The 26,013-nt window shown below is 64.4% G+C and carries 25 protein-coding genes; 10 read left to right on the top strand and 15 right to left on the bottom strand.

Annotated elements, in window-relative coordinates:
- Positions 1-12 precede the first annotated feature (12 nt).
- Both HF989_RS02850 and HF989_RS02845 read right to left on the bottom strand, forming a co-directional pair.
- Positions 13-1,686, bottom strand: coding sequence for a DIP1281 family NlpC/P60 protein (locus HF989_RS02850; protein ID WP_343033526.1), 1,674 nt, complete (start codon positions 1,684-1,686; stop codon positions 13-15).
- Between the two features lie 498 nt (positions 1,687-2,184).
- On the bottom strand, positions 2,185-2,655 hold the full coding sequence (locus HF989_RS02845) for an Rv1476 family membrane protein (RefSeq protein ID WP_168683837.1): 471 nt from the start codon (positions 2,653-2,655) through the stop codon (positions 2,185-2,187).
- 208 nt (positions 2,656-2,863) lie between these two features.
- Here HF989_RS02845 and acnA point away from each other — a divergent pair, with 208 nt between their 5' ends.
- From acnA to HF989_RS02830, 3 genes are all read left to right on the top strand, one after another.
- Positions 2,864-5,641, top strand: coding sequence for an aconitate hydratase AcnA (gene acnA / locus HF989_RS02840; RefSeq protein ID WP_343033525.1), 2,778 nt, complete (start codon positions 2,864-2,866; stop codon positions 5,639-5,641).
- Positions 5,642-5,749: 108 nt separating this feature from the next.
- The gene (locus HF989_RS02835; RefSeq protein ID WP_168683835.1) at positions 5,750-6,301 is read left to right on the top strand and encodes a TetR/AcrR family transcriptional regulator; all 552 of its coding nucleotides are present in this window, start codon (positions 5,750-5,752) and stop codon (positions 6,299-6,301) included.
- Between the two features lie 37 nt (positions 6,302-6,338).
- Complete coding sequence (locus HF989_RS02830) at positions 6,339-7,061, top strand: glutamine amidotransferase-related protein (protein ID WP_168683834.1); 723 nt, start codon at positions 6,339-6,341, stop codon at positions 7,059-7,061.
- Here HF989_RS02830 and HF989_RS02825 read toward each other — a convergent pair.
- Positions 7,058-7,714: an NAD(P)H-binding protein gene (locus HF989_RS02825; RefSeq protein WP_168683833.1), complete on the bottom strand. Its 657-nt coding sequence runs from the start codon at positions 7,712-7,714 to the stop codon at positions 7,058-7,060. The two genes, HF989_RS02830 and HF989_RS02825, sit on opposite strands and share 4 nt — an antisense overlap.
- A gap of 41 nt (positions 7,715-7,755) precedes the next feature.
- On the opposite strand from HF989_RS02825, the gene HF989_RS02820 reads away from it, so the two are divergent.
- Positions 7,756-8,025 (top strand): ACT domain-containing protein, encoded by a 270-nt coding sequence (locus HF989_RS02820; RefSeq protein ID WP_038611649.1) that lies wholly within the window; start codon positions 7,756-7,758, stop codon positions 8,023-8,025.
- 10 nt (positions 8,026-8,035) lie between these two features.
- Complete coding sequence (locus tag HF989_RS02815; protein ID WP_168683832.1) at positions 8,036-9,400, top strand: PFL family protein; 1,365 nt, start codon at positions 8,036-8,038, stop codon at positions 9,398-9,400.
- Positions 9,401-9,466: 66 nt separating this feature from the next.
- On the opposite strand, the gene HF989_RS02810 is transcribed toward HF989_RS02815, so the two are convergent.
- The 11 genes from HF989_RS02810 to HF989_RS02760 all read right to left on the bottom strand — a co-directional run bounded on the left by HF989_RS02810 (position 9,467) and on the right by HF989_RS02760 (position 19,494).
- The gene (locus tag HF989_RS02810) at positions 9,467-9,712 is read right to left on the bottom strand and encodes a hypothetical protein (RefSeq protein WP_168683831.1); all 246 of its coding nucleotides are present in this window, start codon (positions 9,710-9,712) and stop codon (positions 9,467-9,469) included.
- A 56-nt stretch (positions 9,713-9,768) separates the two neighbouring features.
- A complete protein-coding gene (locus HF989_RS02805) occupies positions 9,769-10,287 on the bottom strand; it encodes a YetF domain-containing protein (protein WP_168683830.1) in 519 nt (172 codons plus the stop codon).
- A gap of 70 nt (positions 10,288-10,357) precedes the next feature.
- Positions 10,358-11,986 (bottom strand): ATP-binding cassette domain-containing protein, encoded by a 1,629-nt coding sequence (locus HF989_RS02800; protein ID WP_168683829.1) that lies wholly within the window; start codon positions 11,984-11,986, stop codon positions 10,358-10,360.
- Between the two features lie 161 nt (positions 11,987-12,147).
- Positions 12,148-12,999 carry a cutinase family protein gene (locus HF989_RS02795; RefSeq protein WP_168683828.1) on the bottom strand — a complete coding sequence of 284 codons (852 nt, stop codon included), beginning with the start codon at positions 12,997-12,999 and terminating at the stop codon, positions 12,148-12,150.
- 299 nt (positions 13,000-13,298) lie between these two features.
- Positions 13,299-13,691, bottom strand: a complete 393-nt coding sequence (locus tag HF989_RS02790) for a metal-sulfur cluster assembly factor (protein WP_168683827.1) — start codon at positions 13,689-13,691, stop codon at positions 13,299-13,301.
- Positions 13,692-13,693: 2 nt separating this feature from the next.
- Positions 13,694-14,143, bottom strand: coding sequence for a Fe-S cluster assembly sulfur transfer protein SufU (gene sufU / locus HF989_RS02785; protein ID WP_038611663.1), 450 nt, complete (start codon positions 14,141-14,143; stop codon positions 13,694-13,696).
- Positions 14,140-15,372, bottom strand: a complete 1,233-nt coding sequence (locus HF989_RS02780; protein ID WP_168683826.1) for a cysteine desulfurase — start codon at positions 15,370-15,372, stop codon at positions 14,140-14,142. The genes sufU and HF989_RS02780 overlap by 4 nt, the downstream gene beginning before the upstream one ends.
- On the bottom strand, positions 15,372-16,127 hold the full coding sequence (gene sufC / locus HF989_RS02775) for a Fe-S cluster assembly ATPase SufC (RefSeq protein WP_168683825.1): 756 nt from the start codon (positions 16,125-16,127) through the stop codon (positions 15,372-15,374). The genes HF989_RS02780 and sufC overlap by 1 nt, the downstream gene beginning before the upstream one ends.
- A gap of 12 nt (positions 16,128-16,139) precedes the next feature.
- Positions 16,140-17,321: a Fe-S cluster assembly protein SufD gene (sufD, locus tag HF989_RS02770; RefSeq protein WP_168683824.1), complete on the bottom strand. Its 1,182-nt coding sequence runs from the start codon at positions 17,319-17,321 to the stop codon at positions 16,140-16,142.
- On the bottom strand, positions 17,322-18,767 hold the full coding sequence (gene sufB, locus HF989_RS02765) for a Fe-S cluster assembly protein SufB (RefSeq protein WP_038611675.1): 1,446 nt from the start codon (positions 18,765-18,767) through the stop codon (positions 17,322-17,324).
- Entirely contained in the window at positions 18,760-19,494 is a 735-nt protein-coding gene (locus HF989_RS02760; protein WP_425482974.1) for a helix-turn-helix transcriptional regulator, read from the bottom strand. Before HF989_RS02760 ends, sufB begins: the two co-directional genes overlap by 8 nt.
- A 243-nt stretch (positions 19,495-19,737) precedes the next feature.
- Between HF989_RS02760 and mptB the strand changes: the two genes are divergently transcribed.
- The 5 genes from mptB to HF989_RS02735 all read left to right on the top strand — a co-directional run bounded on the left by mptB (position 19,738) and on the right by HF989_RS02735 (position 25,019).
- Positions 19,738-21,372 (top strand): polyprenol phosphomannose-dependent alpha 1,6 mannosyltransferase MptB, encoded by a 1,635-nt coding sequence (mptB, locus tag HF989_RS02755; protein WP_168683925.1) that lies wholly within the window; start codon positions 19,738-19,740, stop codon positions 21,370-21,372.
- The gene (locus HF989_RS02750) at positions 21,365-22,291 is read left to right on the top strand and encodes an ABC transporter ATP-binding protein (RefSeq protein WP_168683823.1); all 927 of its coding nucleotides are present in this window, start codon (positions 21,365-21,367) and stop codon (positions 22,289-22,291) included. Before mptB ends, HF989_RS02750 begins: the two co-directional genes overlap by 8 nt.
- Positions 22,291-23,061: an ABC transporter permease gene (locus tag HF989_RS02745; RefSeq protein WP_168683822.1), complete on the top strand. Its 771-nt coding sequence runs from the start codon at positions 22,291-22,293 to the stop codon at positions 23,059-23,061. The genes HF989_RS02750 and HF989_RS02745 overlap by 1 nt, the downstream gene beginning before the upstream one ends.
- A 136-nt stretch (positions 23,062-23,197) precedes the next feature.
- Positions 23,198-24,061 (top strand): COX15/CtaA family protein, encoded by an 864-nt coding sequence (locus HF989_RS02740; RefSeq protein ID WP_168683924.1) that lies wholly within the window; start codon positions 23,198-23,200, stop codon positions 24,059-24,061.
- Position 24,062: 1 nt separating this feature from the next.
- Positions 24,063-25,019: a quinone oxidoreductase family protein gene (locus HF989_RS02735; protein WP_168683821.1), complete on the top strand. Its 957-nt coding sequence runs from the start codon at positions 24,063-24,065 to the stop codon at positions 25,017-25,019.
- Here HF989_RS02735 and HF989_RS02730 read toward each other — a convergent pair.
- Positions 25,016-25,969 carry a heme o synthase gene (locus tag HF989_RS02730; protein ID WP_168683820.1) on the bottom strand — a complete coding sequence of 318 codons (954 nt, stop codon included), beginning with the start codon at positions 25,967-25,969 and terminating at the stop codon, positions 25,016-25,018. The genes HF989_RS02735 and HF989_RS02730 overlap by 4 nt on opposite strands.
- Between the last annotated feature and the right edge of the window lie 44 nt (positions 25,970-26,013).

Raw genomic sequence — 26,013 nt, 5'->3', positions numbered from 1 at the left:
GAGCCTAGCCCGCTAGAGCAGGCGGACGGCGTTTGGAGCCATGCCGGACCAGCGCACCGGCGAGATCCGGACGTTCTGGCCGGACCGCGGCGCCTCGATCATGGTGCCGTCGCCGAGGTAGATGGCCACGTGCTGGTTCCCGCCCGGGCCCCAGAACAGCAGGTCTCCGCGCTGCGCCTCGCTGGCCGGGACGTGCGTGCCGCGTTGGTACTGGTACCCGGTGTAGTGCGGCAGCGCTACCCCAGCCGCCGCGAAGGCGTAGAGCACCAAGCCGGAGCAATCAAAACCTGCGACGGTGCCGCCGTCTACGCCGATCGTCGGCCCGTTGGCGTCGCCGCCGCCCCAGACGTACGGGGTACCGATCATCGACTGCGCGCGGGCAATCACCGCCTCGATCTGAGACGCGTCCGACACTGCAGCGACGGATGCTTGCGCCTGCTCCGTGACCTCTTCCGCGCTCTCGACATCAGGCAGCACCTCTGCGACGGTCGCGGAATTGCCCTCCACTCCACGGAGCGCGCCCGTGAGGCCGTCACCGAATGCCGTGACTAATGCTCCAGCGTCGACGTCGGCTCCAACATTGGCACTGCCAGGCGAGCTGTAGTTCGCGGTAGCACCTCCCACCAGCGCGATGCCGGCGGCGATAGCACCTGCCTTTGCGATTGCGTCCTCGTCGATCTCGAGCACCCCACTCCGGGAGATGAGCCCGGAGAGATCGCCGGTGGAGGAGGTTTGAGCGACTGTGCGAACCGCCTCAGCCACCGCCTCTCGGCTCGGCTGGGGTACGTCGGGCGCGCTGCTGGAAACCCGCTGGCGAACAAGGTCGACCACCTCTTCCGGGACCTCGTAGGTGGTGTCGCCCCGAGAGACCGTGAGCGTCGCCGCATACGGGTCGGCAGCGGTCGCGCTGCCAGCTTGTCCAGCTTGAGCGGCCTGTCGCTGTCCATCCGCCGCTTCAGCTTCAGGCTGGGCCGGGCGCTGCTCGTCCAGCGCAGCTTGCGCCCGGTCCAGATCCGTTTGGGCCGCGTCACGCTCCGCGGCCGCCGCTTCAAAGGCAGCGCGGTTTTCGTTCAGGAGTTCTTGCGCGTGGGCTTGCGCCTGCTCGGCCTCCGACTCGGAGGCGTCGGCGAGCTCGCTCACTTTACGCAGCGTGGCCTCGTCGTTGGCGGCCTCCGCGCGTGCCCGCTCCGCCTCCGCGAGCTTGGCGCGAGTCTCCTCGGAACGCTGCCGCAGCAACTGCGAGCGCTCCAGCACGTCGCGCTGCGAGCTAGAACCGCTGACCGCCACGAGCGCGTCGCCGGGGTTCGCGCCGCGGTATTGAGACCGGCTCAGCTTACCCAGCTCCGCGCGCAACGCGTCGACTCGCGCCTGGGCATCGTGTAGGCGGCGCTCGGCCTCGTCCCTCCCGCGCCGTGCCTGCTCTGCTTTCACCTGCGCGTCGTGCAGATCCACCAAAGCCTGGTTGACGGATTCCTGCAGACCACCGAGATCGAGGTTGAGCGCATCGACGTCGGCTTGTGCGCGCGAGACCGCGGTGACGAGCTCACCGACCGCGGAGGTTGAACTTTGACCGGACGCGGCGGGGCTGACGAAAACCGCCGTTGCAGAAATAGCTGCGGCGCACACGGCGGTGCCGAGCGCTTTACGCGCACGGCTCAACCGGGTGCCCCTCTGTGGATATGCCACGAAGGTGCTCCTCACACCGCCCGTCGCGCGCGCTGCAGTCACACCGGGCGATCAAGAAAAACCCAGGCATGGTGCAACCCACGCGGGAAACCGTGACTAGTGGTTCCGCGAGCGGTCTAGACATTGACTACTGACGCGGCAGCGCGAATCTCGTCCGACCCACACGAGCGTTGCCACCCGGTACTTGGCGTGCTTCCCCACATGCCCGAACGTCGACGGACGCTTGACTGTAGCGCCCGCATAGTGCCTGTGCGTCGTGTGTGACGGTTATCGACCCGCGAGCCGATACGGGAACCATACGTCAAGGAGACACACTTGTATCCCTTTCGTTACATTTCACCCCCGCAGTCAAGCCTGGTCGCATGATTCACGGCAGCCTCACCAGCACATACTGCCGTCAACCCGAATCAAGTGACCTTCGTCACTCGCAGGAATAGCCATCGTCGACCGGTCCCATCCGCGAGCCGGGGCCGCTAAGGCGTCAAGTATAGAAACTTGTCATCGCCGAGCTGCGCGCGCGGCGACGAGTGCTGCCGCCGCAAGCGCAAGAAGCGACACCGCGGTGACGAGCGGCCAATTCACCGAGAATGAGGTCGCGGCATCGACAAACGCATCCACGCCGGCGGGATAGTCGCGCTGCGCAACCATGGCGCGCTCTCCGCGTTCTACTTGTGCGCGGGTCAGCGAATCGCTGGCACCAACGGCCACGTGAGGGGTGCGTACGAGCACCGTGTCCAAGCCCGCTTCGGTGGCGGCATCTTGGGCGAGATCGCGCAAGTCAGCGACCACGGGCGGGGTCTGCTCGAGCACGATAATTCCAACGGGATCGAAGCCGGCCGTGTCGGCGTTTGCGAGTGTGTCCCGCAGTGCCGCACCCAGTTCAGCATTGACGGGGTTGTCGGTGCCGAACGCCACGGCGGAGGAATCCAGCTGGGACACCAGATCCTGGAACGTCGTCTCCGTCTGCATAGGCCTCTTCCCTTGTGTGCGCGGCGTTGTCGAGCGGTCGATGCGGAGTCTAGCGGTGCACGCCGAAGGGGCGTCGATAAGCGCGATGCGAAAACATAACGGGCGTAATGTTATTATCGACGCGGAACTATGGCAGGTCCCTTACACTGGTGGCCTGACCATAGGGTCATGAATCCCTGACGAGATACGACGAGAATTGGAGCTCACCGTGGCAGAAAGCAAGAACTCGTTCGGTGCCAAGAAGACGCTCGAGGTCGGCGGTAAGTCTTACGACTACTTTGCGCTCGACGCAGTTGAAGGCATGGAGAAACTCCCCTACTCCCTGAAGGCGCTGGGCGAGAACCTCCTGCGCACCGAGGACGGCAAGAACGTCACCGAGGACCACATCAAGGCAATCGCAAACTGGGACCCGTCCGCGGAGCCGAGCGTGGAGATCCAGTTCACCCCGGCCCGCGTCCTCATGCAGGACTTCACCGGCGTGCCGTGTGTTGTGGATCTTGCAACCATGCGTGAGGCCGTGGGCACCCTGGGCGGCAACCCTGACCAGGTCAACCCCCTGAACCCGGCCGAGATGGTCATCGACCACTCCGTGATCATCGAGGCGTTTGGTTCCGAGAACGCCATCGACAAAAACGTCGAGATCGAGTACCAGCGCAACGAGGAGCGCTACCAGTTCCTGCGCTGGGGTGCGGAAAACTTCTCCAACTTCCGCGTTGTGCCGCCGGGAACCGGCATCGTGCACCAGGTCAACATTGAGTACCTCTCCCGCGTTGTCTTCGACAACGAGGGTCTCGCATACCCGGACACCTGCATCGGCACCGACTCCCACACCACGATGGAAAATGGCCTCGGCATCCTCGGCTGGGGCGTTGGCGGCATCGAGGCTGAGGCCGCGATGCTGGGCCAGCCGGTCTCCATGCTCATCCCGCGCGTTGTCGGCTTCAAGCTCACCGGCGAGATCCCGGCCGGCGTGACCGCTACCGACGTGGTGCTCACCATCACCGAAATGCTCCGCGAGCACGGCGTCGTGCAGAAGTTCGTGGAGTTCTACGGCAACGGCGTGAAGGAAATCCCGCTGGCTAACCGCGCCACCATCGGCAACATGTCGCCGGAATTCGGCTCCACCTGCGCGATCTTCCCGATCGACGAGGAGACCATCAACTACCTGCACCTGACCGGCCGCTCCCAGGAGGACATCGACCGCGTCGAGGCATACGCCAAGGCACAGGGCATGTGGCTGGAGCAGGACGCACAGGAGGCCGAATACTCCGAGTACCTCGAGCTGGACCTGTCCACGGTGGTCCCGTCCATCGCTGGCCCGAAGCGCCCGCAGGACCGCATCCTGCTGTCCGAGTCCAAGAACACCTTCCGCAACCAGCTCCCGGACTACAACACCGCCGGCGAAGGCACTGCCGAGCCGGTCCGCGCCGAGAAGGTCGACGCGGTTTCCTACAACGAGTCCTGGCCGGCAAACGGTGAGTCCGCTGCCGAGGGCGCCGAGGGCCGTGCTTCCAAGCCGGTTATCGTGCAGTCCCCGCAGGGCGGCGAGTACACCCTCGACCACGGCTTCGTGGCTATCGCCGCCGTGACCTCCTGCACCAACACCTCGAACCCCTCCGTCATGGTGGGCGCCGCGCTGCTGGCCCGCAAGGCCGCGGAAAAGGGCCTGAAGGCTAAGCCGTGGGTCAAGACCATCATGGCGCCGGGCTCCCAGGTGGTCGACGGCTACTACGAGCGCGCCGACCTGTGGAAGGACCTCGAGGCCGTCGGCTTCTACCTCTCCGGCTTCGGCTGCGCATCCTGCATCGGCAACTCCGGCCCGCTGCCGGCCGAGGTGTCCGACGCCGTCAACGAGTTCGACCTGACTGCCACCGCAGTGCTGTCCGGCAACCGTAACTTCGAGGGCCGCATCTCCCCGGACGTGAAGATGAACTACCTCGCGTCTCCGCTGCTGGTCATCGCCTACGCCATCGCCGGCACCATGGACTTCGACTTCGAGTCCCAGCCGCTGGGCCAGGACCAGGACGGCAACGACGTCTTCCTCAAGGACGTTTGGCCGTCCACCGAGGAGATCGAAGAGACCATCGCCGGCACCATCTCCCGAGAGATGTACGAGAAAGATTACGCCGACGTCTTCAAGGGCGACGAGCAGTGGCAGGGCCTGGACATCCCGACCGGTAAGACCTTCGACTGGAACGAGGACTCCACATACATCCGCAAGGCTCCGTACTTCGACGGCATGCCGGAGCAGCCGGAGGATGTGAAGGACATCGAGGGCGCGCGCGTCCTAGCCAAGCTGGGCGATTCCGTGACCACGGACCACATCTCCCCCGCCTCCTCCATCAAGCCGGGCACCCCGGCCGCAAACTACCTCGACGAGCACGGCGTTGAGCGGAAGGACTACAACTCCTTCGGCTCGCGCCGAGGCAACCACGAGGTCATGGTGCGCGGCACCTTCGCCAACATCCGCCTGCGCAACCAGCTGGTGGACGAGCAGGGCGGCTACACCCGCGACTTCACCCAGGAGGGTGCGCCGCAGGCCTACATCTACGACGCCGCTATGAACTACGCCGAGAAGAACATCCCGCTGGTGGTTATCGCCGGCAAGGAGTACGGCACCGGTTCCTCCCGCGACTGGGCCGCGAAGGGCACCAACCTGCTCGGTGTGAAGGCTGTCATCGCCGAATCCTTCGAGCGCATTCACCGCTCGAACCTCATCGGCATGGGCGTGCTGCCGCTGCAGTTCCCGGAGGGCCAGTCCCACGAGTCCCTCGGCCTGGATGGCACGGAGACGTTCTCCATCACCGGCATCACGGACTTCAACGGCGGCGAGATCCCGTCCACGGTGCACGTCAAGGCCGAGAAGGACGGCGCCGACGAAGTCGAATTCGACGCTGTGGTCCGCGTTGACACCCCGGGCGAGGCCGAGTACTTCCGCCACGGCGGCATTCTGCAGTACGTGCTGCGCCAGATGGTCCAGAGCTAGCGCTTAGCCTGACCGCCATCGCCGCGAAGGGGCCTCCGCACTGCGCGGAGGCCCCTGACCGTTTCCCACCCCCGTTCCCGCCGACCTTGACACCCCCGAGGAGCCCTCATGCCGATAGTGAGCGACGAAGAGCTGCAGCGCCGACGCGGCGAGATCATCGATGCCGCCCGCGCGTGTTTCGCACGCTACGGCTATGAGGGCGCCACCGTCGCCCGTCTCGAGGCGGCCACCGGGAAGACACGGGGTGCGATCTTCCACCACTTCGAGGACAAAGAAGCGCTGTTCCTAGCCATCGCAAAGGCGGACGCTGAGCGCCAGGCCCAGGTGGTCAGCGAGCGCGGCCTTGTGGATGTCATGCGCGACATGCTCTTCGACCGCGAGTCGAACGACTGGTTCACTACCCGCTCCGAAATTCTTCGCAAGCTGCGCACCGACCCCGAGTTCGAGGCGCGTTGGCGCGAGCACCAGGAGGTGCTGGACCATGCCGTGCGCGAGCGCCTGGAGTCAAATAAGCAAATGCGTGACGACGTCCCAGTAGCCGTCGTCCAGACATACCTCGAAACGGTGCTCGAGGGCTTCATCACCAAGCTCGCATCCAGGGAGTCGGTGGAGCGGCTTGAGCAGATGCTCGACGTTGTGGAACAGTCAGTCCGCGGCTGATTCCTCGAAATAGACTAAGCGGTATAGAATCGCCGCTATGTCGAAGCTGCTCTTTCTCTCCCTGCGTACAGGCGACATCGGCCCGGATGTGGCCCGCGCCGAGTACCACGATGTGCTGCGCGCAACAGGCCTGCGTGAGGTAGACGTTGAGCTTCGCGTCATCGACTCCCCCAGCGCCGAGCTGGGCCCCCTCGACTCTGTCAGTGGGATCATCGTCGGCGGATGTTCTCTCAACGTGACGAACCCTGAGCGCGATGCGTGGCACCTGCGTATCGACGACATTCTGTCCGCAACCGTGCAGTCAGAAAAGCCCACATTCTTCGTGTGCTTCGGTATTTCCTGGCTCGTGGACTACCTGGGCGGTTCGGTCGGCCGCACGCATCCCGAACAGTCCGGCCCCACCACCGTCAATGTCGTGGCCGACGATGCTGTGGCCGGAGCGAGCGGGTCCTTCACCGCCTTAACCGGCCACACCGAAAACCCTGTCGAGGTGCCCGACTCCCTCACCGTGGTGGCGACGGGGCCGGGTGGAATGATCCAGATGGTGCGCTACACCGATCGCGTCTGGGCCACTCAGTTCCACGCGGAGATGGACGCCGACGCTATGCGCGCGCGGATGGATTTCTTTCACGATTACGGGTACTTCCCAGCCGACGAATACGCCCGCATCGTCGCCGATCTGCCCAACCATGACGTAAGCCGGGCGAACGCGCTGCTCCGCACGTTCGCCCGGCTTTGCCTGGATGGGCAGTTCACCTAAATCTCGGAGACCTTGCCCTCTCCAGTTTCGAAGTCGATCGGGTTGTGGTCGAATGCTTCACCGCGCCCGACCGATTCCACAATCACGTCCGCCACGAGCTCGCGCGGGGTCTCGGAGTCTGCGTCGCGCGCCCCGTCAAGCACCGTGATGCCGCTGGCGGCATCGTCCGTCAGACGGGTGGGGCCGAGGATCTGGTACGGCAGGTTCGACCCCAGCAGGCGCTGGTCCACAGCCTTCTTCGCTTCCACGTATGCGTACCAAGAGCCACCGTCGTCTTCCGCTGTGGCTTCTGCAGCCCCCGCGTAGGAGACCATAACCAGGAACGGCGCGTATTCCCCGAGCTCCTCCAGTGCGTCGATCATTGCCATCGCCGCGTCACGGTCGACGGCGTACGTGAGCTCCGCCGAGCCGCCACCGGCGCCAGCGGACCACACGACGGCATCGAACGGAGTGAGGAGCCGGGCCCAGTCCTCCGCATCCAACGTCGTCAGGTCGCGGACGATGACGGTGGCGCCGTCGTCAGCCAGCTTTTGCGCGTGATCAGGGTTGCGCACAAGCGCGCTGACCTTGTGGCCCTCCTTCACAAGCTTGGGTACCGAGTGGCGCGAGACGTTTCCACCCGCGCCGAGAACGAGAACATGTCGTGTTTCCATAACTTCAACCGTAGCGCTAAAAGTGCGTCTATACTTTGCGCATGCACGCAATTATTACGACCACTGGTAAGGACCGCCCCGGTGTTATCGCCGCCGTCTCTGCTGAAGCTGCAGAGCAGGGCCTGAACATCGTCGACGTGTCGCAGACCATCATGGATGACTACTTCACCATGATCATGCGCGTCGAACTTCCCGAGGGCGAGGTAGACATGGGGGCGTTGCAAGAGGCGTTCGACGCCGCCGGCAAGCCGCTCGGCATGGTCGTCCGCATCCAGTCCGATGCCCTCTTCAGCGCCATCAACGACATCTAGGGGCGCGACTGTGAGCTTCGAATTTTCAGATGCCCGGTTCCTCGAAGTCATCCGCATGATCGAGGACTACCGCCTAGACATCCGCACCGTCACCATGGGCATTTCGCTCATCGGTTGCACGCGCGGTTCCATGGAGGCCACGGCTCAGGCGGTGTACGACCGCGTGACCGAGCGCGCCCGCGACCTCGTTCCAGTGTGCCAAGGCATCGAGCGTGAACTGGGCATCCCGATCGTGAATAAGCGGATCTCCGTCTCGCCTATCGCCCTTGTCGCGGCGGGCGTAGACGGCAGCCCAGTCGAAATTGCCCGCGCCCTGGACCGCGCGGCTTCCGAACTAGGCGTGAATTTCGTCGGCGGCTACTCCGCCCTGGTGGAAAAGGGCGGCACGACCGCTGACAAGCGCCTGATCTACTCCATTCCGGAGGCGCTGTCTGAGACGAACCAGGTGTGCAGCTCCGTCAACGTCGCGTCTTCGCGTGCCGGCATCAACATGAACGCCGTAGCGAAAATGGGCGAGATTGTGAAAGAGGCGGCCGAGGTAACCGCTGACCGGTCATCCATTGCCTGCGCCAAACTGGTTGTGTTTGCCAACGCAGTCGGCGACAACCCGTTCATGGCCGGCGCCTTCCACGGGATCGAAGAGCCGGACACGGTGATCTCGGTCGGCGTGTCGGGGCCGGGCGTCGTCGACAACGCGATTGCCCCCCTCAAGGGCGCGACACTGAACGAGATCGCCGAAGAGATTAAGAAGGCCGCGTTTAAGATCACCCGCGCGGGCCAGCTTGTGGGCACGATGGCGGCGGAGCGCCTCGGCGTGCCGTTTGGGATTGTGGACCTGTCGCTGGCTCCGACTGCGGAGATGGGCGATTCGGTGGCACATGTGTTGGAGCGGATGGGTCTGGATCAGGTGGGAACGCACGGCACTACCGCCGCGCTCGCCCTGCTCAACGACGCGGTGAAGAAGGGCGGCATGATGGCGTGCTCGCGCGTCGGCGGTCTTTCCGGCTCGTTCATTCCCGTTTCCGAGGACAAGGGCATGATCGATGCGGTGCACTCCGGCGCCATCTCCATGGACAAGCTCGAGGCGATGACGTCCATCTGCTCCGTGGGCTTTGACATGATTGCTATCCCGGGTGACACGTCTGCGGAACTCATCGCTGGCATGATCGCCGACGAGGCTGCAATCGGTGTGATGAACCACAAAACCACCGCTTCGCGCCTGATCCCGGTCCCAGGCACCAAGCCCGGCGACGAAGTCAACTTCGGCGGCCTGCTGGGCTATGCGCCGGTGATCCCTGTGAACACGGTGGGCAACGACGAGTTCATCCACCGCGGCGGTTTCATCCCTGCCCCGGTGCACGGTTTCCGCAATTAGGAACCGGCCCTCGCTGGGTGCGAGGGCCGGTCATCGCGGTGGTGAGGGCGTTTTGGCGGCGGCGCCTTAGCGCTTCTTGCCCACCGCGAACCACGCCGCCCAACCGAGGGTGTTCACGGCGCCGATGATAGGGGTCCACAGCCACTTCGGGCCGCGGATGTGGCGGGAATCGGTGCGAGCGAGGTCGCGCAGCGCCAGTGCCTTTCCGGCGGTGTCGATGGTGGCGAGTGCGCCGGCGAGGGTTTTCTGGTCGGAGGACAAACCGTTCCACGCGCCCTGAAACGTTTTCGTGATGTTCTTGAGTGGTGCCATACTGCGAGTGTAGCGGGCACGCCGCGGCGGGAAAGGTTTCGCACTTCGAAGCTTATTCATGCCCCTTTCACTGGGCGGTAGATGTGCTGGGAGCTTGTTTCAGAGGCCGCGATGACGGACATGGTGCCGTCGGTTTCCAGGATGATCGCCTCCACCTCGCCAAGCCCCGCGCTACCGCTTTTGCGCACCGCTTGAAGGATCTCGCGCTCTGTGACGCGCTCACGTCGCATGGTTGCCGTGTTGAAGCGATCACCGGAGTACAGCAGCGCAGGCTCCGACTTGATGAGACGTTCGAAGCGGTCCGAATGGCAGGCGAGTTTGGATATGAGGTACTGGCCGCCGAGCAGCACCACGATCGCGGCCACGGATTGCGCAAGTTTCACATCCTTCGAGGTGAGCGTCGACGCGAAGACCGATCCGAGCGCAACCGTGATGACGAAGTCGAAGATGTTAAATTTCGACAGCGAGCGCTTCCCCGCGATGCGCAGCATCACGATAAGGGCAATGTAGATGAGCAGGCCTTTCGCTGCGGTGCTCCAGACGGTGGTGAGGTCGTTGTAGAAGATATCTCGCACGGTGGTCTACGATAACCGCAGTATTCGTCAGGGGTAGTGAATACAAACTGCGTTGGGCATGCACCTTGTTCTATGCCAGTTCCACGATTTCCATGTACTCGTCGCTCCACATGTCTTCGTCCCCTTCCGGCATGATGATCACGCGCTCAGGCTTGAGCGCACGCACCGCACCCGGATCGTGGGTGACCAAGACGACCGCGCCGGTGTAGGTCTTCAACGCGTCGAGCACCTGCTCGCGGGACTGGGGGTCAAGGTTGTTGGTCGGCTCGTCGAGAAGCAGGACGTTTGCCCGCGACGAGACAAGAGTGGCCAGCGCAAGACGGGTCTTCTCACCGCCCGAGAGTGTCCCCGCAGGCTGATCTAGCTTGTCGCCGGAAAACATGAACGCGCCAAGCAGGCCACGCAGGTCCTGCTGACCGGCATCGGGGCACGCCTCGATGGTGTTTTCCCACACGGACTTCTCACCGTCAATCGTGTCGTGCTCCTGTGCGAAGTAGCCGATCTTGAGACCGTGGCCCGACACGACGCCACCTTCACCGTCAGTGCGCTCCACCCCCGCAAGCAGCTTCAACAGCGTCGTCTTGCCGGCACCGTTCGTGCCTAGCACGACGACGCGGGAGCCCTTGTCCACCGCCAGATCGACGCCTGCGAACACTTCCAAGGACCCGTACATCTTGGTCAGCCCCTTGCCGAAGAGCGGGGTCTTGCCACAGGGTGCCGGCTCCGGGAATGAGATGGAGGCAACCTTATCGGCGACGCGGACCTCGTCGAGCTCCCCCATCATCCGCTCGGCTCGCGCCAGCATCTGCTTCGCGGCGGACGCCTTGGTCGCCTTCGCCCCGAGCTTCGCGGCCTGCTTCTGCAGCGCGGATGCCTTCTTCTCCGCGTTCGCCCGTTCGCGTCGCCGCCGCGCTTCATCGAGGGCGCGGGCGTCTTTGTACTTGGCAAAGCCCATGTTGTACACATCAGCCTCCGCGCGCACAGCGTCCAAGAACCACACCTTGTTGCACACGGCGTCAAGCAGCTCCACATCGTGGGAGATCATGATCAACCCGCCCTCGTGCTTCGAGAGAAAGTTGCGCAGCCACGCGATGGAGTCAGCGTCGAGGTGGTTGGTTGGCTCGTCGAGAAGCAGGGTGGTCTGAGACTTGCCAGAACCCTGCCTCGAGGCGAAAAGGATCTGGGCGAGCTCGACGCGGCGACGCTGGCCGCCGGAGAGCGTCTTTAGCTGCTGGTCCAGGATGCGCTCCGGGAGCCCGAGGTTGTCGCAAATCTGAGCAGCTTCCGCGTTGGCCTCGTAGCCACCGAGCGCCTGGTAGCGTTCCTCCAAGCGGGAAAACTTCGCAATCGCCTTGTCGCGTTCGGCGCCGTCGGTGGTTTCCATCAGCGTCTGCTGCTTTGCCATCGATCGCTGGATTTCATCCAGCCCACGTGCCGAAAGGACGCGGTCGCGTGCGGTCTGTTCGATATCTCCCTCCTTCGAATCCTGCGGGAGGTAGCCGATCTCGCCCGAGCGGGTCACCGAACCACCGTATGGCTCGGTTTCCCCGGCCAAAATACGCATGGTGGTGGTCTTGCCGGCGCCGTTGCGCCCGACTAGACCAATCCGGTCGCCGGGTTGGACGCGGAGGTGCTGGCCGGGAGCCTGGAGGAGCGTGCGCGCTCCAACTCTGACCTCGAGATCATGAGTAACAATCACGGAGAATTACTGTATCAACTCCCCCAAATCACGATTCACTTCTTGGTCACTGCGCGCACTATCCACCAGATCAGCACAAACGGCGCGGCAAACACGCCTACGACCGCGAGCATGATCAGAATTTCCCCGAGTGCGATATTCACACGACCCTCCTGCAAACGCTAGTGCGAGTTGAGCCAGTCGATGCCAACAGCCCGGTCGGTGCCGGAGTATTGCGTGTGCGCTTGGAACCCGCGGACAAGCGCCGCGTAGTCTCCCACGCCGTACCCGGCGACCTCGTTGAGAATCTTCGCCGACGGGGCGCGGCCGTGCAGCACATCCATCCTCATGGACGGTTCCACGATTCCACGGTATTGATCCGGGAACGCGCATACCGCGTCGCTTGGGTTACACACCTCGAGCACCTTGCTGCCCAGGGAGCCGAAACCGCCGTTCAGCTGTCCGAGGGCACCCGTGTTCACGTCGAGCTTCGGCGGGTACTGCACGGCGCCGTTGCCGCCCTGGTACGGGTTTGCGTAAAGCACAGCCCCCGCGAACCGGTTCTTATCCAGAGGCCCGCGGTTGTACGCGGCGTCGTTGATAATCCGAGCCGAGACATCTGCGCCGAGTGAGTAACCGACGAGGCTGATCGAGCTGTTCGGGCAATCGTGCTGGATGCGGGAAATGATGCGGGCAGCGTTGCGGTAGCCGTCATTAGAAGACTCACGGTACGGCGTCACCACAAAACCGTGGGAGGTGTACGGCACGTACGTGACATCGGCATCCGGTTGAACAGCGAGAGCGTTACCCACCGTGAACGTGATAAGGCCCAGCGGTGCTTGCTCGGTTGCGAACGACACGGTATTGCCACCGCCGGGAACCACAACCACCTGTTTAGGCGAGCAGTGGTTCACAATGTCATCGGGACCAGGCAGGTTGAGCGGAGCTGCACCGGCAACCCCCTGGCCCACGGTCAAAGCGGCTGCAAACGCGCAGGCGACAGAACTGCGAATGACCCGGCGGAAAAGAGACATGTTTTCTAACCCTTCAGCAACAACCAACGCGACGCGCACGGGAGTGGACCTGTGTCCGCGCGACGCGCTTTTCGCTCCAGGGGCACGTCGTCGACGCGCCCGCGTACGAAGCCACGGTGGTATGTTATCGCGCGCTTCCGGGATCCGCTGTGTAATCGCCGCCTGGAATTTTTGTCCTGAGGAGGACCGACGGATTGTGGGGATGTCATGTGGCGAGCGCGCGACTGCGGGCCCGGCGAAAAGTAAAAGCGCCCTAGCTCCAACCGGAACTAGGGCGCTTTCGCCTGCGTGGGCCAGGGTTACACCGCGAAGCCGAGGGCTCGAAGCTGCTCGCGGCCCTCCTCCGTGATGAACTGCGGGCCCCACGGCGGCATCCAAACCCAGTTGAGGTCGATCTCGTCGACCGCGGTGTTGGACACCACCGCTTGCGTCGCCTGGTCCTCAATCACGTCCGTGAGCGGGCACGCCGGCGAGGTCAGCGTCATGTTGATGACGGCGACGGTGCGGCCCTCACGATCCTCGATCCACAGGTCGTACACGAGCCCGAGATCGATGACGTTGATGCCCAGCTCTGGGTCGATCACGTCGTGGAGGTACTCCTCCACCTCGCCGATGAGCTTGAGCTGCTCCTCGGTCTGCTGCGGGCGCTCCGCCTGAGCCGGCTGACCCGCCTGGTTATTCGCCTCAGTCATAGCTACTCCTTTTCTCCCAGTGCGTCCGACGTCGCCGCCTGGAACGCCTTCCACCCCAGCAGCGCGCACTTCACGCGCGCCGGGAACTTTGCGACGCCCGCGAACGCAACGCCGTCACCGATCATCTCCGCGTCGCCCTCGACGGTGCCGCGCGAGGTGATCATCTCGTCGAAGGCGGCAAGCTTCTCCATCGCTGTCTCCACCGGCAGGCCGATAACTTCCTCGGCCATCACCGACGTGGAAGCCTGCGAAATCGAGCACCCCTCGGCGTCGTAGGAAACGTCCTCGACCGTCGAGCCGTCCTCGGACAGGTGCACACGCAGGGTTAGCTCGTCGCCGCAGGACGGGTTGACGTGGTGCACCTCCGCTTCGTACGGCTCACGCAAACCCGCGTGCTGCGGGTTCTTGTAGTGATCCAGGATGACTTCCTGGTACATGGACTCCAGGTTCATCGCGCGAAAAACTCCTTCGCCTTGGCTACGGACGCGACCAGCGCATCCACCTCTTCCAGCGTGTTGTACAGGTAGAAGCTCGCTCGCGCCGACGATTGCAAGTCCAAGCCCCGGTGCGCGGGCCACGCGCAGTGGTGGCCGGTGCGGATCGCCACACCTTCGGCATCGAGCACCTGCCCAAGGTCGTGCGGGTGCACGCCCTCGACCGCGAACGCGATCGCGCCGCCGCGTTTTTCGGCGGTGAGGGGGCCGGCGATCCGGAGGCCGTCGATAGCCTGCAGCTGCTCCAGCGCATACGCGGTGAGCTCATGCTCGTGGGCCTGGATGTTCTCCATGCCGATTTCGGTGAGGAAGCGCACGGCCTCGCCCCAGCCGACGACCTGGGAGGTCATCTGCGTACCCGCCTCGAAGCGCTGCGGTGCTGGCGCGTAGGTGGATCCCTCCATGCGGACGACCTCGATCATCGAGCCGCCTGTCAGGAACGGGGGCAGCTCGTTGAGGTGCTTTGAGTACACCGCACCGACACCGCTGGGCCCGCACATCTTGTGGCCGGAAAACGCCGCAAAATCGACATCCAAGGCGTGGAAGTCAACGGGCATGTGCGGCACAGACTGGCACGCGTCCAGCACGGTCACGGCTCCCACCGCCTTCGCGCGCCGCACCATCTCGTCGACGTCGGCGTGCGCGCCAGTGACGTTCGATTGGTGGGTAAAAGCGACGACCTTGACGGACTCGTCCAACTCAAGCGAGTCGAGGTCAATTCGGCCGTCTTCGGTCATCTTGTACCACTTCAGCGTCGCGCCAGTGCGACGAGCGAGCTCCTGCCACGGCACCAGGTTTGCGTGGTGCTCCAGCTCAGTGACCACGATGGTGTCGTCCGCACCGACAGCAAGCGAGCCCGCGCGGGAATCGCCCAGCACATACGCCACCAGATTGAGTGCCTCGGTCGCGTTTTTCGTAAACGCGATTTCATCGTTCGCCGCGCCCACGAACGACGCAATAGCCTCGCGCGCGGACTCGTACGCGTCGGTCGCCTCCTCCGCGAGCTGGTACGAGCCGCGGTGCACGGGTGCGTTGCACCCCAGCACGAAATCACGCTCGGCGTCCCACACCCGCTGTGGGCGCTGCGACGTCGCTCCCGAATCCAAGTAGACCAACGGCTTGCCGTCACGGACGGTGCGCTGGAGGATCGGGAACTCCTTGCGGATTGCTTGTACGTCGAGAGCCATTAGATGAACTTCTCGTAACCTTCGGCCTCGAGCTGGTCGGCGAGGGAGGAGTCGCCAGTCTGCACGATCTTGCCATCGGCGAAGACGTGAATGAAGTCGGGCTGGACGTAGTTCAGGATGCGCTTGTAGTGCGTAATCATGAGCACGCCGCCTCCGGTTTCATCCTGGTAGCGGTTGATGCCCTCGGACACGATACGCAGCGCATCGACGTCCAGGCCGGAGTCGGTCTCGTCCATGACGGCGAACTTCGGCTTCATCAGGGAAAGCTGCATAACCTCGTGGCGCTTCTTCTCGCCGCCGGAGAATCCTTCGTTCACCGACCGCTCGGAGAAGGACGCGTCCATCTGCAGCGCCTCGCGGGCGGCGTTGAGCTCGCCGACCCATTCGCGCAGCTTCGGGGACTCACCGCGGACCGCGGTGACGGCCGAGCGCATGAAGTTGGAAGACGACACGCCAGGGACCTCGACCGGGTACTGCATGGCCAAGAAGAGACCAGCGCGGGCGCGCTCGTCGATCTCCATGTCGAGGATGTTCTCGCCGTCGAGCAGCACCTCTCCCTCGGTCACCTCGTACTTCGGGTGGCCAGCCAGGGTGTAGGCGAGCGTGGACTTGCCGGAGCCGTTCGGGCCCATGATGGCGTGGGTCTCTCCGCCGTTAATCGTGAGGTTGACACCCTTCAGAATGGGCTTCGCCTCCTGGCCTTCCTCCGTGGGAAGGACATTTGCGTGCAGGTTCTTAATTTCCAGGGTGGACATGTATTGCTCCTTTTAGTTTTCGTTGCGCTCGAGCTCGCCGGCGACACGGGAGATAAGTTCCTCCCGCACCGACTCGACCGGAATCTGGTTGAGGACTTCGTTGAAGAAGCCGCGGATGATCAGGCGGGTGGCATCTTCCTCGCGGATGCCGCGGGAGCGCAGGTAGAACAGCTGGTCGTCGTCGAAGCGACCGACGGTCGCCGCGTGACCTGCACCGGCAATCTCACCGGTCTCGATCTCCAGGTTCGGGATGGCGTCAGCGCGCGCTCCGTCGGTAAGCACCAGGTTGCGGTTGGTCTCGTACGTGTCGGTGCCCTTCGCCTCAGCGCGGATCAGTACATCGCCCACCCAGCAGGTGCGTGCTTCCGGCAGCTTGGAGCCCTTGTCGCCCTGGAGCGCGCCCTTGTACAGCACGTTGGACCGGCAGTTCGGCACTGCGTGATCCACCAGGAGACGGTTCTCGATGTACTGGCCGGCGTCTGCGAAGTACACGCCGGTCAGCTCGGCGTCGCCGCCGGGCGCCGCAAAAGCGAGGCGCGGAGTGATGCGCACGACCTCACCGCCGAAGGCTGCGACGTGGTGGCGCAGGGTCGCATCGCGCTTGACGACGATCGACTGCTGGCCCACGTGCACGGTGTCGAGAGCCCAATCCGCGTCCACCACAGCGTTCACGCGGGATCCCTCGCCAATCACCCAGTTCACGTTGTCGGCGTGCGTGCCGGAGCCCGTGTAGCGGACCACGACAGTAGCGGCCGAGTTTGCGCCGGTCTCCACCACGACGGTGCCAAAGGTGGTCGCATCGACGCCCGCGCCCGTGATGGTGACGGTGATCGGCTCTGCCAACTCGACGTTTGCCGGCACCGAGATCAACGTGGCGTGGTCGGAGGACGTCCAGGCCTGGGCCGCGACGCGGTCAACCGGGGCGCCCGCGGCGGTCACGCGCTCGTCGGTAAGCGGAGCTTGCTCGACGGACACCTCGGACGGGCCGTCGACCGCGATTTGCACGGGAGCCTGGGGCGCAAACTGGCCGTTGTGCAGGCCACGGAGGCGGCGCAGGGAGATGAACCGCCAGACCTCGTCGCGTCCACCAGGAACGTCGAAGTCCTCGACATCAAACGAGGAAAAGAGGTCGCCCTTGTTGTTGTGCGTGGTGGCGTTGCGCACTACGTTTGCAACGGTTTGCTGGTCGGACATTTAGCCCACCGATCCTTCCATTTGCAGCTCGATGAGACGGTTGAGCTCCAGCGCGTACTCCATGGGCAGCTCCTTGGCAATCGGCTCGACGAAGCCGCGCACGATCATCGCCATGGCTTCATCCTCCGGAATGCCGCGGGACATCAGGTAGAACAGCTGGTCCTCGGACACCTTCGACACCTTGGCCTCGTGGCCGAGGGTCACGCGGTCGTTGCGGATGTCGTTGTACGGGTACGTGTCGGAGCGCGAAATGTCGTCCACCAGCAGCGCGTCGCACTCCACGTTGGACACGGAGTTGTGCGCATTGGTGTTGACTTGCACGAGGCCGCGGTAGGCGGCGCGGCCGCCGCCGCGAGCGACGGACTTGGACACGATGGACGACGACGTGTGCGGCGCCATGTGCGTCATCTTCGCGCCGGTGTCCTGGAACTGCCCTTCCCCTGCGAACGCGACGGAGAGCACCTCACCGCGCGCGTGCGGTCCGGTCATCCACACAGCCGGGTACTTCATGGTCACCTTGGAGCCGATGTTGCCGTCGACCCACTCCATGGTCGCGCCCTCTTCAGCCTTGGCGCGCTTCGTGACCAGGTTGTAGACGTTGTTGGACCAGTTCTGGATGGTCGTGTACCGGCAGCGGCCACCCTTCTTCACGATGATTTCCACCACAGCGGAGTGCAGCGAGTCCGACTTGTAAATCGGCGCGGTGCAACCCTCCACGTAGTGCACGTACGCATCTTCATCGACGATGATCAGCGTGCGCTCAAACTGGCCCATGTTTTCCGTGTTAATGCGGAAGTACGCCTGCAGCGGGATGTCCACGTGGACCCCCGGCGGGACGTAGATGAAGGAGCCACCCGACCACACAGCGGTGTTGAGTGCAGAAAACTTGTTGTCGCCAGCCGGAATGACGGAGCCGAAGTACTCCTTGAACAGGTCCTCGTGCTCACGCAGGGCGGTGTCGGTGTCAACGAAGATGACACCCTTTTCCTCCAGGTCCTCGCGGATCTGGTGGTAGACCACCTCGGATTCGTACTGGGCGGCAACGCCGGCGACGAGACGCTGCTTCTCCGCCTCGGGGATGCCGAGCTTGTCGTAGGTGCTCTTAATGTCCTCCGGCAGGTCGTCCCACGAGGCCGCCTGCTGCTCAGTCGAGCGCACGTAGTACTTGATGTTGTCGAAGTCGATGTCGGAAAGATCCGCGCCCCACGTGGGCATCGGCTTCTTCTCAAAAATCTCCAGCGCCTTCATGCGTTGGTTGAGCATCCACTCCGGCTCGCCCTTGATACCGGAGATGTCGCGCACGACATCTTCGTTCAAGCCACGGCGCGCAGCTGCGCCGGCAGCGTCGGAATCGTGCCAACCGTAGTTGTAGGCACCGATCGACTCAATGATTTCGTCGTCGTTCATCGGCCTTTCAAGGCCTGGTGTGGGCTTCACTTCAGTCATTGTCAGCCGCTCCTTTCATTGCGGTCCCCGCCGCTGTGTCCGCTGACGCGGATACAGGCTGGCCGGCAAGGGGAATGTTAGTCGTGCAGATTCCGTGTCCGTCTGCGATGAGGGCAAGCGGCTGCACATGCGTATCGACGATGCGCGCCACCGCCTCCCGCTCCGCCTCGCAAAACTCCGGGTACGCCGTGGCGACCGCTGACACCGGGCAGTGATGCTGGCAGATTTGAATGCCAGAATCGGTGCGGTGGACGCTAGGCGCGTACCCGTGGTCCTCGAGGGCGGCGGCGACGCGCTGCGCCGTCTCTTCAGCGTCAGCACCCGGCTCCACGCGGCCGAGAATTTTTTCCACGCGTGAGCGGGCAAAGTCGCGCACCGCGTCCTCGCCGCCGATGCGCTGGATCAGCTCGACGGCATCGAGAGCGAGGCCGTCGTAGTTCGATCCGAAGCGCTCGCGCCCCGCGGCGGTGAGCCGGAAGTGTTTGGCCGGCCGGCCGCGTCCTTGCTCTTCTCCCGCTACATTGCGCGGAGCGCACGCCTCCGCCAAGCCTTCGCTGACGAGTTTGTCAACGTGGCGGCGAACCCCAGCTGCAGACAACTGGAGTTCTTCCGCTATGTCGCTGGCAGTAACCGGGCCACGTTTCAGCAGGACCGACATCACCTGCGAACGCGTGTCTCCGCCAGCGCGGGACGCATCCGTAGGAACGGGGGTGTGGGAATCCACGATGGCACCACCTTTCGCTCGATGTGGTCGGGGTCGCTGCCTTTTCACAACACTAGTGTGTTCTAAATATTCCTGCAGCACCGGGTGCTGCACCCGCACCCCACTGCCGCGTCGGGCAGCGCCTTAGACTGTTCAGACGTGACCACCCCAAACCATCCGCAGCACGGCAACGTGACCACCAGCCCGCGTGATGTCAGGAGCTCCCGCAGCGGCCGCCGTGCGACTGTGGCCAGCGAGCTGCCCCGGATGGGACGGCCAGGGTCTCGCTCAACACTGCTGCACGACCCCGCCACGCCGCCTATTTCCGCGCCGCCCACGGGAACGAATGGGCGTTCCCGCGCGCACAGCAGGTTCGCCCTTCTGCGCTATCTCGGCGCCGCGGGCACGTTCCTCATCGGTTTCGCTGGCCTCGGCGGCGGCGCGCTGCCTGTGGTGGAAAACCCCTGGCAGGACTTTCCACTGGGCACCGAGATGGGCCGGATGATGCTGACGTCGAACTCGCTTGTCCTCATCGGCGTAGGAATGCTCGTCGCTGCGTGGCTCGCAATGGCACCCTGCGTCGGCGCTTCTCCTGGACCAGCACGCGGGGTGCGTTCCAGCACGCCTGAGGTGTTGCGGACGTTCATCGCGTGGGTCATTCCGCTCATGGCCACCGCGCCCCTGTTCACTCAGGACATTTATTCGTACCTGGCCAACGGCACCATCGTGCGTCAGGGGCTGGGCCCGTATGCTTCCGGCCCGGTGGAGATTCTGGGCGTGGAGCACCACCTGGCCCGGTCCGTGCCGTTCATCTGGGCGCACTCCCCCAGCCCCTACGGCCCGGTGGCGCTGGGGACGGCGGCGATCATTTCTCACCTCACCGGAGACTCGATCTTTTGGGGCGTGCTCGCGCACCGCGCCGTCTCCGTCGCCGGCATCCTCGCGGCGGCGTGGGGCATCCTGGCGCTCGCCCGCCGCTGCGGCGTGTCCGGGCCCGCGGCGCTGTGGCTGGGCATCCTCAACCCGCTCACGGTGCTGCACATGGTCGGCGGCATTCACAACGAAGCCATCATGATGGGTCTGCTGCTCGTCGGTCTCGAGATGGGACTGCGCGGGATCGACCGGATCCAGGCCGGCAACCGCGCCGGATGGGCTCTATTCGGGGCATCGACGGCCGTTATCAGCTGCGCAGGCATGGTGAAAGTCGTCGGTTTCCTCGCCCTCGGTTTCACCGGCATGGCGCTCGCCCGCCACCTGCGGTCGCGGGGTACAAACACCGCACTGGGTGCCCGCTCTATCCTGGCTGCGGCCGTGCTGCAGACGCTGGTGCTGGCGGCAACCGCCATCGCGGTCTCGCTCGTTTCCGGGATCGGGCTCGGGTGGGTCACGGGGCAGGGTGGCGCGGCGCAGATCCGCAGCTGGCTCTCACTCACCACAGACATTGGCGTCGCCGGGGGGTTCCTCGGCATGCAGCTCGGGCTCGGCGACCACACCGATGCGATGCTGAGCGTGACGCGGTGGGCGGGTCTCGCGGTCGCCGCCGCCTTCGTTGTCCGCATGCTGTGGGCCACCTACCGCGGCGCGATCCACCCGGTCGGTGGCCTCGGCGTCTCCACGATCGTGCTGGTCATCCTCTTCCCAGTCGTCCACCCCTGGTACCCGCTCTGGGCCATCCTGCCCCTCGCTGCCTGGGCGAACCGATTTGCATTCCGCGCCTCCGTCGCCGGATACAGCGCCCTGGTGAGCTTCTTGGTGCTGCCCCGCGGCCTGCGGTTACAAGCCGATGCAGTTGCGACAATTTACGGCGCAGCGATCCTTGGCTTCGCCTTCCTAGCAGGCGTCGTCCTCCTCGTGCTTCGGGAGTGGAAGCGGCGACGGTCTACACTCATCTCCCATGAGTGATCACGCGCTGGTCGTCGACAACGTTGTCAAGCGTTTCGGGGGCACGACGGCGGTAGATGGCCTCAGCTTCACAGCACGGCGCGGCCAGCTGCTCGCGCTGCTTGGGCCCAACGGCGCCGGGAAAACCACCACCATTGAGATGTGCGAGGGATTTACCACACCGACCTCGGGCACTATCCGCGTACTCGGCATGGACCCGGTGGCCAACCCGCAAGCAGTGCGCAACCGCATCGGCATCATGCTCCAAGGCGGTGGCGCATACGCCAGTGTGTCCGTGCGCGAGATGCTTGAACTTGCGGCGGGGTACAACGCCAATCCGCACGACCCGCAGTGGCTCATGCAGCTCCTGGGCCTTGAGGGGATCGCGAACACGAGCTACCGCAGGCTTTCCGGCGGGCAGCAGCAGCGCCTTTCGCTCGCGCTCGCCATGATCGGCCGGCCCGAGCTGATCTTTTTGGACGAGCCCACCGCGGGTATGGATGCGCAGTCCCGAATCGCGGTCTGGGACATCATCGCCGCCATGAAGCGCGACGGGGTGAGCGTGGTGCTCACCACGCACCTCATGGACGAGGCCGAGCAGCTCGCAGACGACGTGGTCATCATCGACCACGGCAAGGTCGTCGCCCAGGGATCCCCGTCCGAGCTAACCAACCACGACGAGTTCCCGGTGCTGTCCGTGGAGACCGCAGACGTCCTGGACACCCGCCCGCTTAGCGACGCGCTCGCGCCCGCAGGCCTGAGCGTCGAGGAAGTCCGCCCGCGGAGTTACCGGGTCCGGGGAACGGGCTCACCGGAGGTCGTCGAGAAGCTGGCGCGTGAGGCTGCCCGGCAGGATGTGCTGATTCGGGAGCTCAGCGTTTCGCACCGCAACTTGGAGGACGTGTTTTTGGATCTGACCGGAAGAGAGTTGAGGAGCTAATGCAGGCAAACGCACTCACCCCCGGGGTCTTTGCCCCCGCACCGCAGCGAGCCTCCTTCGCGGCGATGGTGGCGGCCCAGGGCAAGATCGAAGCAAAGCTCATGTTGCGCCACGGCGAGCAGCTTCTTGTCAATGTCATCATCCCGGCAGCAATCCTCGTTGCCGCGCACTTCGCGCCGATCCTGGGCGACAACACGAGCTTCGACGTGCTGGTGCCGATGGTGTTCGCTGTTGCCGCTACCGGCGCCGGTTTCACCGGCCAGGCCATTGCAGTGGCGTTTGACCGCCGCTACGGAGCACTGAAGCGCACGGGCGCGTCGGGAGTGCCCGCCTGGACCATCATCGCCGGCAAGATCCTCGGCGTGCTTGCGACTGTGCTGGTGCAGATCGTGGTGCTCAGCGCCATCGCCTTCGCGCTGGGTTGGCGGGTCTCCGCCGCCGGAGCAGCATTCGGCTTGGCTACCCTGCTGCTCGGTGTCGCGGTGTTTACCGCGTTGGGTCTGCTCATGGGTGGCACCCTGAGCTCGGAGTTGGTGCTCGCGCTGGCCAACCTCATCTGGCTGGTGCTCATGGGGGTCCTCGGCTGGGTGGGTTACTCGTCCGATATCGCCCACGCCGGCTGGTGGAATGCGGTTCCCACCGTCGCGCTGGCGGGCACACTGGTTCAGGCGGTGCAGTTGCACGTCAACTGGGCTGCGTGGGTGTCGCTCGCCGTATGGGGGGGAGCCGCAATCACGGCGGCCGTGCGCCTGTTCCGTTTCGACGGCTAGGCGCGATACACTCTGCCACGATCGCCATCGTCCGAAAGTTGGAGAACTAGTGACTGCAACCACAGCTGAGACCCGTCCCCGTTCCTGGAGGGAAGCCTGGCGCAACCCGTCATTGAAGCTGCAGCGCGTCCTCGCAATGGTGCTGCTGCTGTGCCAGGGCGGCATCACCGTCACGGGCTCGCTGGTGCGCGTGACTGGCTCGGGGCTGGGTTGCAACACGTGGCCGCTGTGCCACGAGGGCTCGCTCGTGCCGGTGGCGGGCGCGGCACCGTGGATCCACCAGGCCATCGAATTTGGCAACCGCACCCTCACGTTCGTCGTCGCGGCCTCTGCGGCGCTGGTGCTGCTCGCCGTGATCCGTGCGCGCCGGCGCAAGGAGATTACAACCCTTGCCTGGGTCTCGCTGCTCGGGGTTGTCCTGCAGGCGGTCATCGGCGGCATATCGGTGCTGCTGGACCTCCGCTGGTGGTCTGTGGCCGTACACTTCCTGCCCTCCATGGTGCTGGTGTTCGTGGCTGCGATGCTCTACATGCGGATCGCTGAGCCGGACGAGGCCTCACCCACTCGCCGCTACCCCACGTCGGCGCAGACATGGACGCTCATCGCCGCCGCCGCGCTCTGCGTGGTGCTCATCACCGGCACGATGGTCACCGGCTCGGGCCCGCACTCCGGCGACTCCGGGGTCGGCATGGAGGGGCGCCTCCAAATGGACACACGCGTGTTGGCGTACGTCCACGCGGTGTGCATGTACCTTTACCTGATTGCCACCATCATCACCACTGTGCTGCTGCGCAACTCTGGCGCACCCGAGGACGCGCTCCGCACCTCGTACGTGCTGATCGCCCTGATTTTGGTGCAGTGGGCCATCGGCGTCACACAGTTCCGTCTCGGCGTTCCACGCTGGACAATCCCGGCGCACATTGCAATGTCGTCTGCCGTGGTTGCATTTAGTTCCTTCCTTTTCGCACACGGGAAACGCAGGTTGCCTACGCTCGTGTGACATGAAAGCAATCGTTGTCACCTCACACGGCGGCCCGGAGGTCCTTGAATACAAGGATGTCGAGGCGCCGGTTCCCAGTAAGGGCCAGCTGCTTATCGACGTCAGCTACGCCGGCATCAACTTCATCGACACCTACTTTCGCTCCGGCACATACCCCTCCGATCCCCCGTACATCCCGGGCACGGAGGGCTGCGGGCGTGTAGTGGAAGACCCGCTCGGCGAGATCGCGCCGGGCACCCTGGTCGCTTGGCACGACGCCCCCGGCTCCTACGCTGAGCAGGTGGCGGTAGACCGCAACCGCCTCGTGGCCGTACCGGAGGGCGTTGAGCCGGCAGTGGCGGCCTCGATGCTGCTGCAAGGCATGACGGCCCACTACCTCCTTCACGGCGTGCGGGAGACCAGGCCGGGCGACACGATGGTGGTCACCGCGGGGGCGGGCGGTGTTGGCCTGATCCTCACCCAGATGGCGGCGGCCGAAGAGGCGACGGTGTACTCCGTTGTCTCCACCGACGAGAAGGAAAAGCTCGCCTACGATGCCGGCGCGACCAAGGTGTTCCGCTACGGCGACGACCTGGCCGAGCAGATCAAGACAGAAAGCGGCGGTGGCGTGGACGTGGTCTACGACGGCGTGGGCAACGACACCTTCCAAATGTGCCTCGACGTCACCCGTCCGCGGGGACTGGTGTGCTCGTTCGGGTCTGCCTCAGGCGACGTGGAGCCGTTTAAGATTCAGGAACTCAACGCCCACGGCGCGCTGTTTCTCACCCGTCCGTCGCTCAAGCACTACGTCGCCACCGACGACGAGTTCCTCATGCGTGCCCAGGCTGTGGCCCGCGCGGTGGAAGATGGCACGGTGAAGATTCGTATCCACCCGCCGTACAAATTGGAAAACGCCCGCGAGGCCCATGCGGACCTGCAGGCGCGAAAGACCGCCGGCTCTGTGGTGCTGGAGGTTTAGAACACCAGCTCCCCGACGGTCTCCCAGCCCAGCACGGCATCGAAGGAGAGCCCGAGGAAGAGCGCGGCCAAGTAGTTGTTGGACAAGATAAACAACTTGAGCGGCTTGACGTTCTCGCCGCGCACGATGCCTTGGTGCAGCCTGGTGGCCATGACCAGGAAGGCCGCGCCGGAGACCACCGCGATGACGAAGTAGATCCACGAAGCCGCCGGCACGAGCAGCAGTGAGACGGCCACGGTGATCCAGGAGTAGATGACGATCTGCCGGCTGGTATCTTCAGCCGAGGCGACCACCGGCAACATCGGCACCTTTGCGCGCGCGTAGTCGTCCTTGTACTTCATTGCCAGGGCCCATGTGTGCGGCGGCGTCCAGAAGAAGATGATGAGGAACATCACGATGGCCTGCCACCAGTTGTCGGCGGACCCGTCCTGGACATTGTCGCGGATGACAGCCCAGCCGACGAGCACGGGCATGCAGCCCGCTGCCCCGCCCCAAATCACGTTCTGCCAGGTGCGGCGCTTCAGCCACTTCGTGTACACGAAGATGTAGAAGAAATTGGTCAGCACAATGAAAAAGGCGGCCAGCCAGGAGTTGCACAGCAGGCCGAGCCACAGCACTGACAGCGCCAGCATGACCCAGGCGAACACCGCCGCCTTCTGCTTCGTCACCGAGTGGCGCACGAGCGGGCGGGCGCGGGTTCTCCCCATTTTCTGGTCGATGTCGTAGTCAGCGACCATGTTGAAGGTGTTGGCCGCTGCAGCACCCATCCAGCCGCCGAGCAACGTGCCCAGGACCAGCCAGAGGTGCACCTCGCCGCGGTCGGCCTGCAACATCGCAGGGATCGCGGCCACCAAGAGAAGTTCAATGACCCTCGGCTTCGTCAACGCGAAATATGCCTTGATGGTCTCCAACAACTCTCTCCTTTTATGTGCTGCGGATTGCGCGGGCAATCATACCTTCGGACGATGGTAGCCCTTTCCAACACGCGGGCACG

Source organism: Corynebacterium mucifaciens, assembly GCF_012396315.1.
Classification (GTDB): Bacteria; Actinomycetota; Actinomycetes; order Mycobacteriales; family Mycobacteriaceae; genus Corynebacterium; species Corynebacterium mucifaciens.
This window is presented reverse-complemented; position numbering and strand designations above follow the sequence as displayed.

Coding starts and splice junctions, on each gene's coding strand:
- HF989_RS02780 (WP_168683826.1), bottom strand. CDS start 15,372: ATGGCTCTCGACGTACAAGCAATCCGCAAGGAGTTCCCGATCCTCCAG.
- HF989_RS02835 (WP_168683835.1), top strand. CDS start 5,750: ATGCCGATAGTGAGCGACGAAGAGCTGCAGCGCCGACGCGGCGAGATC.
- HF989_RS02750 (WP_168683823.1), top strand. CDS start 21,365: ATGAGTGATCACGCGCTGGTCGTCGACAACGTTGTCAAGCGTTTCGGG.
- HF989_RS02810 (WP_168683831.1), bottom strand. CDS start 9,712: ATGGCACCACTCAAGAACATCACGAAAACGTTTCAGGGCGCGTGGAAC.
- HF989_RS02820 (WP_038611649.1), top strand. CDS start 7,756: ATGCACGCAATTATTACGACCACTGGTAAGGACCGCCCCGGTGTTATC.
- HF989_RS02795 (WP_168683828.1), bottom strand. CDS start 12,999: ATGTCTCTTTTCCGCCGGGTCATTCGCAGTTCTGTCGCCTGCGCGTTT.
- sufB (WP_038611675.1), bottom strand. CDS start 18,767: ATGACTGAAGTGAAGCCCACACCAGGCCTTGAAAGGCCGATGAACGAC.
- sufD (WP_168683824.1), bottom strand. CDS start 17,321: ATGTCCGACCAGCAAACCGTTGCAAACGTAGTGCGCAACGCCACCACG.
- HF989_RS02735 (WP_168683821.1), top strand. CDS start 24,063: ATGAAAGCAATCGTTGTCACCTCACACGGCGGCCCGGAGGTCCTTGAA.
- HF989_RS02790 (WP_168683827.1), bottom strand. CDS start 13,691: ATGACTGAGGCGAATAACCAGGCGGGTCAGCCGGCTCAGGCGGAGCGC.
- HF989_RS02745 (WP_168683822.1), top strand. CDS start 22,291: ATGCAGGCAAACGCACTCACCCCCGGGGTCTTTGCCCCCGCACCGCAG.
- HF989_RS02825 (WP_168683833.1), bottom strand. CDS start 7,714: ATGGAAACACGACATGTTCTCGTTCTCGGCGCGGGTGGAAACGTCTCG.
- sufC (WP_168683825.1), bottom strand. CDS start 16,127: ATGTCCACCCTGGAAATTAAGAACCTGCACGCAAATGTCCTTCCCACG.
- mptB (WP_168683925.1), top strand. CDS start 19,738: ATGGGACGGCCAGGGTCTCGCTCAACACTGCTGCACGACCCCGCCACG.
- HF989_RS02740 (WP_168683924.1), top strand. CDS start 23,198: ATGGTGCTGCTGCTGTGCCAGGGCGGCATCACCGTCACGGGCTCGCTG.
- sufU (WP_038611663.1), bottom strand. CDS start 14,143: ATGAACCTGGAGTCCATGTACCAGGAAGTCATCCTGGATCACTACAAG.
- HF989_RS02845 (WP_168683837.1), bottom strand. CDS start 2,655: ATGCAGACGGAGACGACGTTCCAGGATCTGGTGTCCCAGCTGGATTCC.
- HF989_RS02830 (WP_168683834.1), top strand. CDS start 6,339: ATGTCGAAGCTGCTCTTTCTCTCCCTGCGTACAGGCGACATCGGCCCG.